This window comes from Bradyrhizobium altum (assembly GCF_020889705.1).
GTDB lineage: Bacteria > Pseudomonadota > Alphaproteobacteria > Rhizobiales > Xanthobacteraceae > Bradyrhizobium > Bradyrhizobium altum.
The window spans coordinates 16503-32083 of the sequence record NZ_JACMYP010000079.1; the positions used below are offsets into that span (position 1 = coordinate 16503).

At 63.4% G+C, this 15581-nt stretch carries 10 protein-coding genes and 2 pseudogenes; 5 read left to right on the top strand and 7 right to left on the bottom strand.

The genetic code is table 11. The annotated features are described in order from the left end of the window. Positions 1-112: 112 nt before the first annotated feature. Both H8B02_RS20340 and H8B02_RS20345 read right to left on the bottom strand, forming a co-directional pair. The gene (locus H8B02_RS20340) at positions 113-559 is read right to left on the bottom strand and encodes a DsrE family protein (RefSeq protein WP_229167863.1); all 447 of its coding nucleotides are present in this window, start codon (positions 557-559) and stop codon (positions 113-115) included. Between the two features lie 41 nt (positions 560-600). Then, positions 601-1247: pseudogene (locus H8B02_RS20345) on the bottom strand (hypothetical protein). 478 nt (positions 1248-1725) lie between these two features. Between H8B02_RS20345 and H8B02_RS20350 the strand changes: the two are divergent. The 4 genes and pseudogenes from H8B02_RS20350 (at position 1726) to H8B02_RS20365 (ending at position 8046) form a co-directional block, all read left to right on the top strand. After that, a pseudogene (locus H8B02_RS20350) lies at positions 1726-3668 on the top strand (PrkA family serine protein kinase). A 111-nt stretch (positions 3669-3779) separates the two neighbouring features. After that, complete coding sequence (locus tag H8B02_RS20355) at positions 3780-5048, top strand: YeaH/YhbH family protein (RefSeq protein ID WP_229167870.1); 1269 nt, start codon at positions 3780-3782, stop codon at positions 5046-5048. A 4-nt stretch (positions 5049-5052) separates the two neighbouring features. Beyond that, a complete protein-coding gene (locus H8B02_RS20360; protein ID WP_229167864.1) occupies positions 5053-6597 on the top strand; it encodes a SpoVR family protein in 1545 nt (514 codons plus the stop codon). Positions 6598-6855: 258 nt separating this feature from the next. After that, on the top strand, positions 6856-8046 hold the full coding sequence (locus H8B02_RS20365) for an ABC transporter substrate-binding protein (RefSeq protein ID WP_229167865.1): 1191 nt from the start codon (positions 6856-6858) through the stop codon (positions 8044-8046). A 57-nt stretch (positions 8047-8103) separates the two neighbouring features. On the opposite strand, the gene H8B02_RS20370 is transcribed toward H8B02_RS20365, so the two are convergent. From H8B02_RS20370 to H8B02_RS20390, 5 genes are all read right to left on the bottom strand, one after another. Next, entirely contained in the window at positions 8104-8613 is a 510-nt protein-coding gene (locus H8B02_RS20370) for a hypothetical protein (protein ID WP_229167866.1), read from the bottom strand. Beyond that, positions 8610-9665 carry a 2-oxoacid:ferredoxin oxidoreductase subunit beta gene (locus H8B02_RS20375; protein ID WP_176529699.1) on the bottom strand — a complete coding sequence of 352 codons (1056 nt, stop codon included), beginning with the start codon at positions 9663-9665 and terminating at the stop codon, positions 8610-8612. The genes H8B02_RS20370 and H8B02_RS20375 overlap by 4 nt, the downstream gene beginning before the upstream one ends. Further along, complete coding sequence (locus H8B02_RS20380) at positions 9662-11509, bottom strand: 2-oxoacid:acceptor oxidoreductase subunit alpha (RefSeq protein WP_212310675.1); 1848 nt, start codon at positions 11507-11509, stop codon at positions 9662-9664. The genes H8B02_RS20375 and H8B02_RS20380 overlap by 4 nt, the downstream gene beginning before the upstream one ends. Continuing rightward, complete coding sequence (locus tag H8B02_RS20385) at positions 11479-13278, bottom strand: FAD-dependent oxidoreductase (RefSeq protein ID WP_229167867.1); 1800 nt, start codon at positions 13276-13278, stop codon at positions 11479-11481. The genes H8B02_RS20380 and H8B02_RS20385 overlap by 31 nt, the downstream gene beginning before the upstream one ends. A 289-nt stretch (positions 13279-13567) precedes the next feature. Beyond that, a complete protein-coding gene (locus H8B02_RS20390) occupies positions 13568-14239 on the bottom strand; it encodes a DUF4286 family protein (protein WP_229167868.1) in 672 nt (223 codons plus the stop codon). A 195-nt stretch (positions 14240-14434) separates the two neighbouring features. On the opposite strand from H8B02_RS20390, the gene H8B02_RS20395 reads away from it, so the two are divergent. After that, the coding region (locus H8B02_RS20395; protein ID WP_229167869.1) for a caspase family protein at positions 14435-15581 on the top strand (1147 nt) is incomplete at its 3' end.

Consider the following 15581-nt stretch of genomic DNA (forward strand, 5'->3'; position numbering starts at 1 on the left):
GCATTCCCAAGGGATAACGCCATTCACAACAGTTCGATCCCCTCGGACGCGGTCGGAGCAGACCCTGATCTCGGCACATTTTTATGACGCGTCGCGGGCGCGCGGCCGCGCGTCAGGGCCGCAGGTAGAGGTAGCCCTGGGATTGCAGCTCGGCGAGGCGGACCATGCCGCCGCGCTCGGCGGCGACGAAGCCCGGGAGCAGGTCGGCGGTGATGTTCTGCGATTTCATGGTGTTGCCGCAGGCGACGAGTTCAATTCCGTCCGTCGTGAGCTGCCTGACATGCTTCGTCAGGTCGGGATTGGCCGCCGCCGAACGAAACGCCTTCAGCGCCTGGCCGTGCACCACGAGCGCGATCGTCACATTGCCGGGGCCGCCGACGCCGTCGAGGTGGTTCTGGATGTTGCCGATCACGAAATTGACCTTGCCGAGGTCGTCGAGGTGACAGACCACCTTCAGCTTTCCCGGTGGTGGGGTCTCAGTAGCGGCGTTCGCCCGTGACGCGGTAAAGGCAGCGCCGATCGCCGAGAGGGTGCCCCACAGGATGCGGCGTCGGTGCATGGCGTCCCTCGCGCAATGATTGTTGACCGGCGCAAAGCCTATCACTTGTGCCGGAGTGCAGCGAGTTCCTTGCGGTCGGTCACAAGTTCGGCGCATTCGCCCAAGTCCGCGCGATCGACGCGAAAGATCTTGTCGTCGGCGCCGGCCAACAGCGCTTCGCCGGCGTCGTCGTCGGGCTTGTTGCGATTCCACACCATGATGCGGCCAAGGCGCGCGATTGCGGATTTGTCGTCTTTCGACAGCGCCACGGTGATACCGCCGCCCTCACAATCCACGCTGCATTCGAAGCGTATCTCGTGTCCGGATTCGGTCGCGACCGCATGGTTGCAGTAGCCGCTGGAGTCGAAATTGCCGGGGCGGTGGCGGTAAGCGACGCCGAACCGAACGAGTAGTTGGTGGTCTTGTCCTCCGGCGCATCCTCGGCGGCGACGAGCAGCTTCATCGCGCTGACCTTCTGCTTCGGATGCTGCGCCAGATGATTTGCATCGTAGCGCCGCACGAAGCAGGCATAGGCTTTCGCGCCGGGCGGGCCTGCGAACATCCTGTTGTCGAAGGCGGCCGCCTTGGCCTTGTCGACGCCTTCCTGCGCCTCGACGGTTAACGCCGCGCCGGCGCAGGCTGCGGCGGCAAGTGCGACAACAAGGAACGTCTGCTTCACGACCGCCTCGGGAATAGCCCGCGCCTCCAAGGTGTCATCTTTAATGCGCGGCAATGGTGCCGCGTGGAACTGCGCGGGCTCGTTGCCTTAGTCGCGGCGACAAGGAGGCACGTTCAACCTCGTCTGACAGTTTGTTCATGCGAGTCTGTGACGTGCACATCTTGACGCCAAGGCAGGACAGCCACACCTTTTCAGGGAGCCCAACGTTCATCGCCGGACGGGGAAGCTGCCCCGCTCGGATGTCCGCCTCGGAAGCCTGGGCCCCGGTAAACCACGGATGTGGCTGAGGGGCTACAACCGTTAAAATCAGGCTACCAACGGGGGATATTGATGAACCATTAAGCTTCCTGCCTGTTGATAAGGCAGAGGCTGCACGCGCCGTGCATTGCCGAAATGAGTCGGTCGAGTGTCCAATGGACCCAGCGTGCCGACGCTGATTCGATCCTAGGACGCTCTGGTTGCGACTCGTGTCAGTCGTGCGGCGATACATATCGTGGAGAGAGGGATCATGTACAACGATTCTTTGTTCAACGCCTTCGCAAGGTCGTTTGAAGCGCGAAGCCAGACCGACATGTCGATGGCCGAGTATTTGGAGTCGTGTCGAAGTGATCCGATGCGATACGCCAATGCGGCCGAGCGGTTATTAGCGGCGATCGGTGAGCCACAGATGATCGACACGGCCAAGGACCCACGCCTTGGCCGTATCTTTTTGAACCGTACGATCAGGTCGTATCCGGCCTTCGCCGGCTTCTTCGGCATGGAGGACACGATCGAACGCCTGGTCGGCTTCTTCCGCCACGCCGCACAGGGCCTCGAAGAGCGCAAGCAGATCCTCTATCTGCTCGGACCGGTCGGTGGCGGCAAGTCGTCGCTCGCCGAGCGCATCAAGGCGCTGATGGAAATTCATCCGATCTACGTGCTGAAGGCGGGTGACGAGCTGTCGCCGGTGTTCGAGAGCCCGCTCGGGCTGTTCGACCCCGAGCAGCTCGGGCCGATGATCGAGGAGAAGTACGGCATTCCGCGCCGCCGGCTGAGCGGGCTGATGTCGCCCTGGGCCTACAAGCGGCTCGAGGCGTTCGGCGGCGACATCTCGCAATTCCGCGTCGCGCGCATCCAGCCCTCCCGGCTGCGCCAGATCGCGGTCGCCAAGACCGAGCCCGGTGACGAGAACAACCAGGACATCTCCTCGCTGGTCGGCAAGGTCGACATCCGCAAGCTCGAGACCTACGCCCAGAACGACCCGGACGCGTACAGCTATTCCGGGGGTCTCAATCGCGCCAACCAGGGCGTGCTCGAGTTCGTCGAAATGTTCAAGGCGCCGATCAAGATGTTGCACCCGCTGCTGACGGCGACGCAGGAGGGCAACTACATCGGCACCGAGAACATCGGTGCGATCCCGTTCACCGGCATCATCCTCGCGCACTCGAACGAAGCCGAGTGGCAGAGCTTCAAGACCAACAAGAACAACGAGGCCTTCATCGACCGCATCTGCGTCATCAAGGTCCCGTACTGCCTGCGGGTCACCGAGGAGCAGAAGATCTACGAGAAGCTGATCCAGACCTCCGAGCTTGCCGCCGCGCCGTGCGCGCCGGCACGCTGGAAACGCTGGCCCGCTTCTCGGTGATGTCGCGGCTGCGCAAGCACGAGAACTCGACGCTGTTTGGCAAGATGCGGGTTTATGACGGCGAGAGCCTGAAGGAATCCGATCCGAAGGCGCGCAGCGTGCAGGAATACAAGGACGCGGCCGGCGTCGACGAGGGCATGGACGGCGTCTCCACCCGCTTTGCCTTCAAGGTGCTGGCCTCGACCTTCAATCACGACACCACCGAGGTCGGCGCCGATGCGGTGCATCTGATGTATGTGCTGGAGATGGCGATCCGCCGCGAGCAGCTGCCTGACGAGACCGAGAAGCGCTATCTCGAATTCATCAAGGCCGACCTCGCGCCGCGCTATGCCGAGTTCATCGGCAACGAGATCCAGAAGGCCTATCTGGAATCCTACTCCGACTACGGCCAGAACCTGTTCGACCGCTATGTCGACTACGCCGATGCCTGGATCGAGGATCAGGATTTCAAGGATCCCGACACCGGCCAGCTGATGAACCGCGAGCTGCTGAACCAGGAACTCACAAAGATCGAGAAGCCGGCCGGCATCGCCAACCCGAAGGATTTCCGCAACGAGGTCGTCAAGTTCTCGCTGCGCTCGCGGGCGCACAACAACGGCAAGAACCCGAGCTGGACCTCCTACGAAAAGGTTCGCGACGTGATCGAAAAGCGGATATTCTCGCAGGTCGAGGATCTGCTTCCGGTCATCTCGTTCGGCTCCAAGAAGGACGGCGAGACCGAGAAGAAGCACGGCGAGTTCGTCGAGCGGATGGTGGAGCGCGGTTACACCGAGCGCCAGGTCCGCCGGCTCGTCGAGTGGTACATGCGGGTGAAGCAGGCCGGCTAGTGCACGATCCGGAGAGCCGGCAGCGGCTTTCCGTCTCGTTCCGTCCCGTCCAATAAAAATGCGATGCGACTGTCATGATCGCATCCGGCGTGAGGCAGATGCAACGTGGTCATGCATATCGTCGATCGGCGGCTGAACCCGGGTAGCAAGAGCCTGGAGAACCGTCAGCGCTTCCTGCGGCGCGCCAAGGCGCTGGTGCAGGGTGCCGTCAAGAAGTCGTCGCAGGACCGGGACATCAAGGATGTCCTGGAGGGCGGCGAGGTGACCATCCCGCTGGACGGCATGGATGAGCCGCGGTTCCGGCGCGAGGGCGGCACGCGTGACATGGTGCTGCCCGGCAACAAGAAATTCGTCGAAGGCGACTGGCTGCAGCGCCCGAACCAGAGCGGCGCCAAGGGCTCCGGCGCGGGCGAGGGCGACAGCGAGGATGCCTTCCGCTTCGTGCTGAGCCGCGAGGAGTTCGTCGACCTCTTCCTCGACGACCTCGAACTGCCTGACCTTGCCAAGCGCAAGCTTGCGGAAACCGAGAGCGAGGGCATCCGGCGCGCGGGTTATGCGACATCCGGCTCGCCCGCCAACATCTCGATCAGCCGCACGGTGAGCCGGGCGCTGGCGCGACGCGTGGCGCTGCGCCGGCCGCGCAAGGACGAGATCGAGGCGCTCGAGGCGGAGCTTGCGGAATGCGACGACGAGACGCGGCGCCGCGAGCTGCTCACGCTGCTCGAAGCACTGAAGGCCAAGGTCAAGCGGATCCCGTTCATCGATCCGATCGACATCCGCTATCGCCGCTTTGAGACAGTGCCGAAGCCGGTGGCGCAGGCCGTGATGTTCTGCCTGATGGACGTCTCGGGCTCGATGTCCGAGCACATGAAGGATCTGGCGAAGCGGTTCTATATGCTGCTCTACGTCTTCCTGAAGCGGCGCTACAAGCATGTCGAGATCGTGTTCATCCGGCACACCGATCGCGCCGAGGAGGTGGACGAGGATACCTTCTTCCATGGACCGGCGTCCGGCGGCACGCTGGTGTCGAGCGCGCTGGTTGCGATGAACGACATCGTCCGCACCCGCTTCCGTCCCGCCGACTGGAACATCTACGCCGCCCAGGCCTCGGATGGCGACAACATGACCTCCGACAGTGCGGTGACTGGGCGTCTGTTGACCGACAAGATCCTGCCGGTCTGCCAGTTCTTCGCCTATCTCGAGGTTGGCGAGGCCGCCAACTACACCTTCGACATGCCGGACTCCTCGCTCTGGACCCTCTATGAGCGCCTGCGCAACGACGGCGAGCCGCTGTCGATGCGCAAGGTGAGCGAGCGCGGCGAGATCTTCCCGGTGTTCCAGGACCTGTTCAAGCGCCGCACCAGCCAGGAAAGGGTATAGTTTAATGGGGTCTTCCGGCGAACGGCTGTTCGAGGGCGCCGATTGGGATTTCCAGACGCTGCAGCGGATTCACGACGCCTGCGAGGAGGTCGCGCGCAAGGAGCTCGGGCTCGACGTCTATCCCAACCAGATCGAGGTGATCACCGCCGAGCAGATGCTCGACGCCTATTCGTCGGTCGGCATGCCGCTGTTCTACAAGCACTGGTCGTTCGGCAAGCAGTTCGCCTTCCAGGAGGCGTCCTATCGCAAGGGCCTGATGGGCCTCGCCTATGAGATCGTGATCAATTCCTCGCCGTGCATCTCCTATTTGATGGAGGAGAACACCGCGACGATGCAGACGTTGGTGATCGCGCACGCGGCGTTCGGGCACAATCACTTCTTCAAGAACAATTATCTGTTCAAGCAGTGGACCGATGCCGACGGCATCCTCGATTATCTCGAATTCGCCAAGGGCTACATCGCGGTCTGCGAAGATCGCCACGGCCGCGAGACGGTGGAGCGAACGCTCGATGCCGCGCATGCGCTGATGTCGCATGGCGTCGACCGCTACCCCGGAAAGAAGACGCTCGACCTGCGTGCCGAGGAGAAGCGCGCCGGCGAGCGCCGGCAGCACGAGGAAGCCGTGTTCAACGATTTGTGGCGGACAGTGCCGAACACCAAGGCGAAGAGCAAGGCCGCGCTCACCGCCGAGCGCCGCCGCGCGCTGCTCGGCCTGCCGCAGGAGAACATCCTCTATTTCCTCGAGAAGACCGCGCCTCGCCTGGCACCCTGGCAGCGCGAGCTGATCCGCGTCGTTCGCCACATCGCGCAGTATTTCTACCCGCAGGGCCAGACCAAGGTAATGAACGAGGGCACCGCGACCTACACCCATTACCGCATCATGAGCCGGCTGCATCAGCAGGGCCGGATTACCGACGGCAACTTCCTCGAATTCCTGCAGTCGCACACCAATGTGGTGTTCCAGCCCGAGTTCGACGACCGCCGCTATTCCGGCTTCAATCCTTACGCTCTCGGCTTTGCGATGATGCAGGACATCGAGCGGATCGTGAAAAATCCGGAAGACGAGGACCGCGACTGGTTCCCCGACATTGCCGGCAAGGGCGACGTCGAGGGCGTGCTGCGCGAGATCTGGAGCAACTACCGCGACGAGAGCTTCATCAACCAGTTCCTCAGCCCGGCGCTGATCCGGCGCTTCCGCATGTTCCATCTGCACGACGACCCCGCCGAAAGCCAGGGCATCAAGGTCGATGCGATCCATGACGAACGCGGCTACCGCCGGGTCCGCCGCGAGCTGGCGCGGCAATACGACGTCGGCTTCGTCGATGCCAATATCGAGGTCGTCGACGTCGATCTCGACGGCGATCGCCGTCTGATGCTGCGTCACACCACCGTGAAGGGCGCCCAGCTCAACGAGACCGACACAAGGCGCGTGCTGCAACACCTCGCCGATCTCTGGACCTACGACGTCGCGCTGACCGAAGTCGACGGCACCGACAAGGTGCTGAAGGAATACGTCGTCAGCCCGCGCGCGGCTGCGGTCGCTGCCTGAGGCGTGCGCTCACGCAGCGATCAGCGCGCGGTGACCGTCGCGCGGAATGCGAGTCTTGCTTGGTGAACCTTGGTGTCCACTGAAGGCTCGCATCGTGAACATCCCGGCAACATTCCGATATTGAAAGCGCACCATGTTCCACGCGCGAACGTGATTGCCGGCATGCGGAAACCTCATTGCAGTCTTCTTGGTGATTGCCTGCGCGGGCGCGATTGATAATGTGCGCCGCGTCAAGAAAACCAAGAAAAGGATACGCTCTTGTCACCTCGCTCCCGCTTGGCGGGCCTTCTCGCTTTCACCGCGCTCACGGCCTCGTCGATCTCGCCATCCATCGCAGCCGAAAGCGCGATCAAAATTGGAAACACCGCGCCTTACAGCGGCCCGGCGTCGGCCTACGGCACCATCGCACGCGCCGAAGCCGCGTACTTCCAGATGCTCAACGACCAGGGCGGCATCGGCGGCCGCAAGATCGACTTCGAGAGTCTCGACGACGCCTATTCGCCGTCGAAGACCGTCGAGCAGACCCGCAAGCTGGTCGAGCAGGACGAGGTGCTCGCGATCTTCAGCGCGGTCGGCACCGCGCCCAACATCTCGGTGCAGAAGTATCTCAACATCAAGCACGTGCCTCAGCTGTTCGTGTCCTCAGGCGCGACGCGCTGGAACGATCCGAAGCAGTTCCCGTGGACGGTCGGTTTCAATCCGACCTACGAGCTCGAAGGCCGGCTCTATGCAAAGTACATCCTGAAGACCAGGCCGGATGCGAAGATCGCCGTCATCACGCCGAACGAGGACGCCGGCAAGGACTATCTCAGGGGCTTCAAGGACGGGCTCGGCGAGCATGTCGGCCAGATCGTTGCGGAGACCACCTACCTCACGACCGACCCGACCATCGATTCCCAGATGGTGACGATGCGCGAGTCCGGTGCCGACGTGTTCTTCGCCGAAGCGACGCCGAAATTCGCGGCGCAAGCGCTGCGCAAGGCGGCGAGCATGGGCTGGAAGCCGCTCACCATTCTGCCGACCGTCTCCAACTCGGTCTCGGCAGTGCTCGAGCCGGCCGGGCTCGAGAACGTCATCGGCGTCGTGACCGGGCTCTATCTGAAGGACCCGACCGATCCGCGCTGGGCCGACGATCCGGCGCAGCAGGAGTTTGCGGCCTGGATGAAGAAGTATCAGCCGAATGCGAGTCCGGGCGACCTCTTCAACGTGCAGGGCTACACCGTCGCGCAGGTCATGACGGCGGTGCTGAAGAACTGCAACGGCGATTACAGCCGCGACAACATCATCAAGCAGGCGACCAATCTGAAGCCGCTCGAACTGCCGATGCTGCTGCCGGGCATCAAGGTGCAGACCGAGCCCGACAATGTGACGCCGATCCGCCAGATCCAGATGGCGCGGTTCGACGGCAAGTCCTGGGCGTTGTTCGGCGACGTGTTGAGCGACAAGTAGCCGCCCAAGCACAGGCGGGCCTTCCGGAGGAGGCCGGAAGGCCCGGTATCGGGCGTTTTAATCCAGACGCGGCCCCGAGTTCATAAGCAAGGGTTCATGACCGGCTCGCGCGGAACGGCAAGCAGCGCCTTTACGCCGGCTTGGATTTTCTCCGGAGCGATGCTGCGAAACCTTTTCCAGATCTGATCCCTGGCAAAGCTGTGGCCGAGAATTCAGGGGGCGAAGGCTGAGTGCGGCTGCGTCGCGCCTGAAGGCTTCCAGAGCCTCTTTGGTCGGATGAAGCGATGAGTTCTCAAGAATGAACTGGTCGATCGCGACGATTGCCTGATCTATGGCGTCGTCAGTCGGTCGTCGCGGCAGTGCGCAAGCCACCGTTTGCGCCTGAACGGACAGATAGAACGACCAGGCGCAGAGGACGGCTCCTGCGCCACTCTTGTCGCTTTCGAACTGGCGAGGACCCAAGACCATGCGACCTTGCGCCGCGACAGGCGGGGCCATCAATGCTGCGATGATCGTCGCCCCGATCAGCGCGAACCGCGCAGCAAAGGAGGCAATCACGCTGCTCACCGCAAGCTGGCGTTGATCTTGTCCAGCACGGCCGAGCCGGGGCAGAGCGCCTGTTCGTCCAGCGTGTTGAGCGGCGTCTCGACGGTGTCGAGATGGGTGTGCAGATCCTCGGCATCCGGATCCACGTAAAGGAGCCCGGTCACGATCTGGCCCTTGGCCGCGTGCTTCTGCAGGAAGGTCTGTGCTCCGAGCCGATCGTGCGGATCGTAGTCGGCGTCGAGCTTGCGCAGCGCGAGCCTGGAGCCGTCATGCTGCTCGACCACCTGCACGGTGCCGGGCGCATAATCGACGCTGATAGGATCGCGGCCGACCAGCACGTCGAGACGGTTCACCGCGTCATTGTGCTCGCGGACATAGTCGAAGCTCTTGGTCGAGCCGGCGTGGTTGTTGAAGGCGATGCAGGGGCTGATCACGTCGATGAACGACGCGCCCTTGTGGCGGATCGCAGCCGCAATCAGCGGCACCAGCTGGGTCTTGTCGCCGGAGAAGCTGCGCGCCACGAAGGTGGCCCCTAACTGCAGCGCGATCGCGACCAGGTCGATCGCATTGTCGGTGTTGGTGACGCCCTTCTTGGACTTCGAGCCACGGTCGGCGGTCGCCGAGAACTGGCCCTTAGTCAGCCCGTACACGCCGTTGTTCTCGACGATGTAGGTCATGTTGACGGCGCGCCGGATCGAATGCGCGAACTGGCCGAAGCCGATCGAAGCCGAATCGCCGTCGCCGGAGACGCCGAGATAGATCAGGTCGCGGTTGGCGAGGTTGGCGCCGGTCAGCACCGACGGCATGCGGCCATGCACCGAGTTGAAGCCGTGCGAATTGCCGAGGAAATAGTCCGGCGTCTTCGACGAGCAGCCGATGCCGGAAATCTTCGCCACCCGGTGCGGCTCGATCGAGAGTTCGTAGCAGGCTTCAATGATCGAGGCGGTGATCGAATCGTGGCCGCAGCCGGCGCACAGGGTCGAGATCTTCCCCTCGTAGTCGCGATGGGTGTAGCCCAGCTCGTTCTTCTTCAGGCCGGGATGATGAAACTTCGGCTTTGCAATGTAGGTCATGTCACGGCCTTGCGGAGAGGGGTCACCTTGAGATGATCCTGGTGGTCGCCGATCGAGTTGGCGATGAAGCGCGCGGTGATCGGCGTGCCGTCATAGTGCAGGATCGGCACCAGCCGCACCGGGTCGATGCCGTTCTCGTTGACGATCAGCTGACGGAGTTGCGCGTCGCGGTTCTGCTCGACCACGTAGACGAAGTCGTGATCGGCGATGAAGCTCGCGACGCTGGAGTGGAACGGGAAGGCGCGGATGCGCATGCGGTCGAGCTGATGGCCGCGCGCCTCCAGGATCCCGATCGCCTCGTCCATCGCGGGCGAGGTCGAGCCGAAATAGAGCACGCCGTACTTGGTCGGCTTCGCCGCATTGGCCTGCAGCGGCCGCGGCACCATGTCCTGTGCGGTCTCGAACTTGCGCACCAGGCGCTGCATGTTGTCGGCGTAAACGGCGCCTTCCTCGGAATAGCGCGCGTAGCGGTCGCGCGAGGTGCCGCGGGTGAAGTAGGAGCCCTTGGTCGGATGCGTGCCGGGATAGGTGCGATACGGGATGCCGTCGCCGTCGACGTCGAGATAGCGGCCGAAGTCGCGGCCTTCCTCCAGCATCTCCGCCGTCATCACCTTGCCGCGGTCGTATTGCTTGGCATCGTCCCACTTCAGCGGGCGGCACAGCCGGTGGTTCATGCCGATGTCGAGATCGAGCATCAGGAAGATCGTGGTCTGCAGCCGCTCGGCGAGATCGAAGGCGGCGGCGGCGAACTCGAACGCCTCCGCCGGATCTTCCGGGAACAGCAGCACGTGCTTGGTGTCGCCGTGCGAGGCATAGGCGCAGGCGATCACGTCGCATTGCTGGGTGCGGGTCGGCATGCCGGTCGAGGGACCGGCGCGCTGGATGTTCATGATCACGGCCGGGATCTCGGCGAAGTAGGACAGGCCGATGAACTCGGTCATCAGCGAGATGCCCGGACCCGAGGTCGCGGTGAAGGCCCGCGCGCCGTTCCAGGACGCGCCGATCACGATGCCGATCGAGGCCAGTTCGTCCTCGCCCTGCACGATCGCGTATTTCGCCTTGCCGGTCTCGGGATCGTGACGATACTTCTTGCAGTGGCTGGTGAAGGCTTCCGCCACCGACGATGACGGCGTGATCGGATACCAGGCGCACACGGTGGCGCCGCCATAGACGGCGCCGAGCGCGGCGGCGCTGTTGCCTTCCACGAAGATGCGATCGCCGACCTTGTCGGACTTCTTCACCCGGAGCCCGATCGGGCATTTCAGGTTCTGCAGCGCCCAGTCGCGGCCGAGATGCAGCGCATGGACGTTGGAGGAGAGCAGCTTCTCCTTGCCCTTGTACTGCTCGCCGATCAGCTGCTCGACCAGTTTGGGGTCGAGGTCGAGCAGCGCGCAGAGCGCGCCGAGATAGATGATGTTCTTGAACAGCTGGCGCTGTCTGGGATCGGTGTAGGTCGAATTGGTGATCGCAGTCAGCGGCACGCCGATGACCGTGATGTCCTCGCGGAATTTCGACGTCGGCATCGGCTTGGTCGAATCGTAGAACAGGTAGCCGCCGGGCTCGATCGAGGCGACGTCCTTGTCCCAGGTCTGCGGGTTCATCGCCACCATCATGTCGACGCCGCCGCGGGCGCCGAGATGGCCGTCCTCGGTGACGCGCACTTCATACCAGGTGGGCAGGCCCTGGATGTTGGACGGGAAGATGTTGCGTGGCGACACCGGCACGCCGTGGCGCAGAATCGAGCGCGCGAACAGTTCGTTGGCGGAGGCCGAGCCCGAACCGTTGACGTTGGCGAAGCGGACGACGAAGTCGTTTACGCTGCTGATCGGGCTTTGGACTGACATGTTGATCCCGCTTGAACCATATCGATGAGGTACTTCTGCATGTCCCAGGCGCCGGTCGGGCAGCGCTCGGCACACAGCCCGCAATGCAGGCAGACGTCTTCGTCTTTCACCATGACGCGGCCGGTCTTCAGGTCGCCGGAGACGTAGAGCGCCTGGTCGTGATGCGGCGAGGGGGCTTTCAGGCGCTGCCGCACGTCATCCTCTTCACCGTTCTCGGTGAAGGTGATGCAGTCCATCGGACAGATGTCGACGCAGGCGTCGCATTCGATGCAGAGCGGCGCGGAGAATACCGTCTGCACGTCGCAATTCAGGCAGCGCTGCGCCTCGCCGAGCGCGAGCTTGAGGTCGTAACCGAGCTCGACTTCGGCGCGGATGTCCTTCAGCGCGATCACCTTGTCGCGGTGCGGCACCTTGAAGCGCTTGTCGGCGGAGATGTCGTTGTCGTAGCTCCACTCGTGGATGCCCATCTTCTGGGAGGAGATCTGCACCTCGGGCAGCGGACGCTCGTTGATGTCCTCGCCTGACAGCATCCGGTGAATGGACAGCGCGGCATCATGGCCGTGCGCCACCGCCCAGATGATGTTCTTCGGCCCGAACGCCGCATCGCCGCCGAAGAACACCTTCGGATTGGTCGAGACGAACGTCTTGGAGTCGACCTTCGGCATGTGCCACTTGTCGAATTCGATGCCGCAATCGGCTTCGATCCAGGGGAACGCATTCTCCTGGCCGACCGCAACGAGCACATCGTCGCACGACACGGTCTCGTCCGGCTCGCCCGAGGGCACCAGATTGCGCCGGCCCTTGTCGTCGTATTCCGCCTTCACCTTCTGGAAGGTGACGCCAATCAGCTTGCCGGCCACATGCTTGAATGCCACCGGCACCATGTAGTTGAGGATCGGGATGTCCTCGTGGAGGGCGTCTTCCTTCTCCCACGGTGAGGCCTTCATTTCCTCGAAGCCGGAGCGGACGATCACCTTGACGCTCTCGCCGCCGAGGCGGCGCGCGGTGCGGCAGCAATCCATCGCGGTGTTGCCGCCGCCGAGCACGATGACGCGGCGGCCGATCTTTTCGACGTGGCCGAACGACACGTTGGCCAGCCACTCGATGCCGATATGGATGTTGGCGGCGGCCTCCTTGCGGCCGGGAATGTCGAGCTCGCGGCCGCGCGGCGCTCCGCTTCCGACAAAGATCGCGTCATAGTTCTCGGAGAGCAACTGCTTCAGGCTGTCGACGCGCTGGCCGCCCTTGAACTCGACGCCGAGGTTGAGGACGTAGTCGGTCTCCTCGTCGATCACGTTGTCGGGCAGGCGGAATTTTGGAATCTGGCTGCGCATCATGCCGCCGGCCTTGGGATCGCCGTCGAACACGGTGCAGTGATAGCCGAGCGGGACGAGATCGCGCGCCACGGTCAGCGAGGCGGGGCCGCCGCCGACCAGCGCGATGCGCTTGCCGTTCTTCGACGCCGGCTTCGGCAACCGGTGCTTGATGTCGTCCTTGAAGTCGGCGGCGACGCGCTTCAAGCGGCAGATCGCGACCGGAGTGTCCTCGACCCGGCCGCGGCGGCACGCCGGCTCGCATGGACGGTCACAAGTGCGCCCGAGAATCCCGGGGAACACGTTGGACTGCCAATTGATCATGTAGGCGTCGCTGTAACGCCCCTCAGCAATCAACCGGATGTACTCGGGAACGGGGGTGTGTGCGGGGCAAGCCCATTGGCAATCGACTACTTTATGAAAGTAATCCGGCGCCGAGATATCAGTCGGTTTCATTCCTACCTTTGACCCGCGCGAAAAATGCCTGCCCGCGCGGCCTTATCGTTGACGACGAACGCTCACGTGGCGTTGTTCTGGTTTTTGAATTGGATCATAGGCTTATCTTATTAGAGCCGTTCCAGAGAAGGCAAAGGCTAAATTGTCCGATCATCAGCTTTCGCGCGGCTGATGCGCGTCCAGCGTTAATCTCGTTTGCGTTATGCGGCGGTGCAGCATGGTCTGCACCGCATACCGCTCGTGTTTGAGTATGATCTCCGCACAAATGCCCCGCGCTTGTCGCGCTGCTTCAGCCGCGCGGAAGATCGCTCTTCGCGACATCCCACAACAGCCGGTAGACGCCGCTGGTGACCACCAGCGGCTTCAAGGCTGCATTGCCGGTGATGCCTGCCGCGACTGCGGGGACTGCGCCGACATCGGTGGCATCGATCAGCACGAACCAGTCGCCGGCACCGGGATCGGCTTTCCGGGCGTCCGGCGTCAGCGGTTTCGACAGGTCAGGGTCGTTCTCGAGCAGATGCATCGAAATGATGCCGTCGCGCGAGGCTGGATCGAGTTGCTCCCGCAATGCAGCGCGGAGTTTGTCCGCCCCCTCGGCGGCCGGGCGCAGGCGGATGATGCCGAGCGCTGCGCCTCGGCCCACGCCGCGGCTGATCGTGATGCGCGCAACGCCACGGATCATGTTCTGGAAGCGCGCGATGTTGGCCTTCGACCAGTCGGTCTGGTTGGCGAGTGCCTTGCGGTAGGCCGGGCTTTCGAGCACCTCGAAGGTCGCGGTCGAGTAGAGGCTGAGATATTTCGGCTTGCCGTCATGGGCGACGTAGCGGCGGGCCTCCAGGAATCCCTCGATCGCGACCCGTTCTTCGAGATGCTCGCGATCGTACCAGCGGTTGAATTCAGCTTCGTGTAAGCTGTCGATATCCATCGAGGTCAGCAGCATGCCTTGTCCGGCGATCGGCATCGAGTGCTCCTTTTTTGCCTGTTTTATCTGCGTAATATCGCCTGATAGCGCGCGCCCGGGAAGCCGTTTCCGGGGTGCCCGCGACCGTGCAGACCAAGGATTGCCACAATTGCCGCAATCCTGTTCAGCGCGCATTCACGGAAGTAGCCTTTCCATCCGTAACGCCAACTCTCGAGAAGAAAAGGGACGACCACTATGACGCGCATTGTGTGGGCATTGATCGTCGGTCTGGTGTCGCTCTCGTCGCTTCCCGTCCATGCGCAGGATCAGGAGAAACGTCTCGCGCTCGTGGTCGGCAATGGCGCCTATCAGGCCGGCGCGTTGCAGACCGCCGCAAACGACGCCGGATTGATCGCGCAGACATTGCAGGCCGCAGGCTTCGACGTGGTCGGAGCGCGCGATCTCGATAGTGAGACGCTGCGCAAGTCGTTCCGCGATTTCATCCAGAAGGTACAGGACGCGGGGCCCAATGCCGTGGCTTTCGTCTACCTTGCCGGCTACGGCGTGCAGCTCACCGGCGAGAACTACTTCGTGCCGGTCGACGCCAAGATTGCCCGCGACACCGACATCCCGGTCGAGGCGATCCGCATCTCCGATTACAGCCATCAACTCTCGGCGTTGCCGATCAAGGCCGGCGTGATCGTGCTCGATGCGGCGCGCAGCAATCCCTTCGCCAAGGACGGCCAGCCGCTGGCCGGCGGCCTTGCGCTGGTCGATCCCGATCCGAAGCTGCTGATCGCCTTCAATTCGGCGCCCGGCACCGTCGCCCCTGACGGTGCGCCGCCTTACGGGCCTTACGCGCAAGCGCTGGCGGAAATGATTCGCGCCGGCGGCCTGACCTTGCCCGAGGTGTTCGACCGCGTTCGCCTCCGCGTCAACGAGATGACCAAGGGCGCCGAGATCCCGTGGAATGCCCAGAAGGTCGACGCGCCCTTCATGTTCTTCGAGCGCAAGCCGGATGCACCGCCGCAGCAGGTCGATGCCGGACTGCGCACCAAGCCGATCCGCGATTTCCCGGCGCACGACGCCTATGCCGCCGCGCTGGAGCGCGACACGCTGCAAGGCTACGAGGACTATCTGCAGGCCTATCCGACCGATCCGTTGGCCAGGCGCGTGCGCGCGATCGTGGCGGCGCGGCGCGAGGCCATCACCTGGCGGCGCACCTACAACGCCGATACGCCCGATGCTTATTGGTCGTATCTGCGGCGTTATCCGCGCGGCCCGCATGCATATGACGCCCGGCGCCGGCTCGCTTATCTGTCGGCCGCGCTGGAGCCGCCGCCGCAGTTCACGGCGCTCGACTATGACGTGCCGCCGCCGCCGCCCGACGAGGTCGTCTATG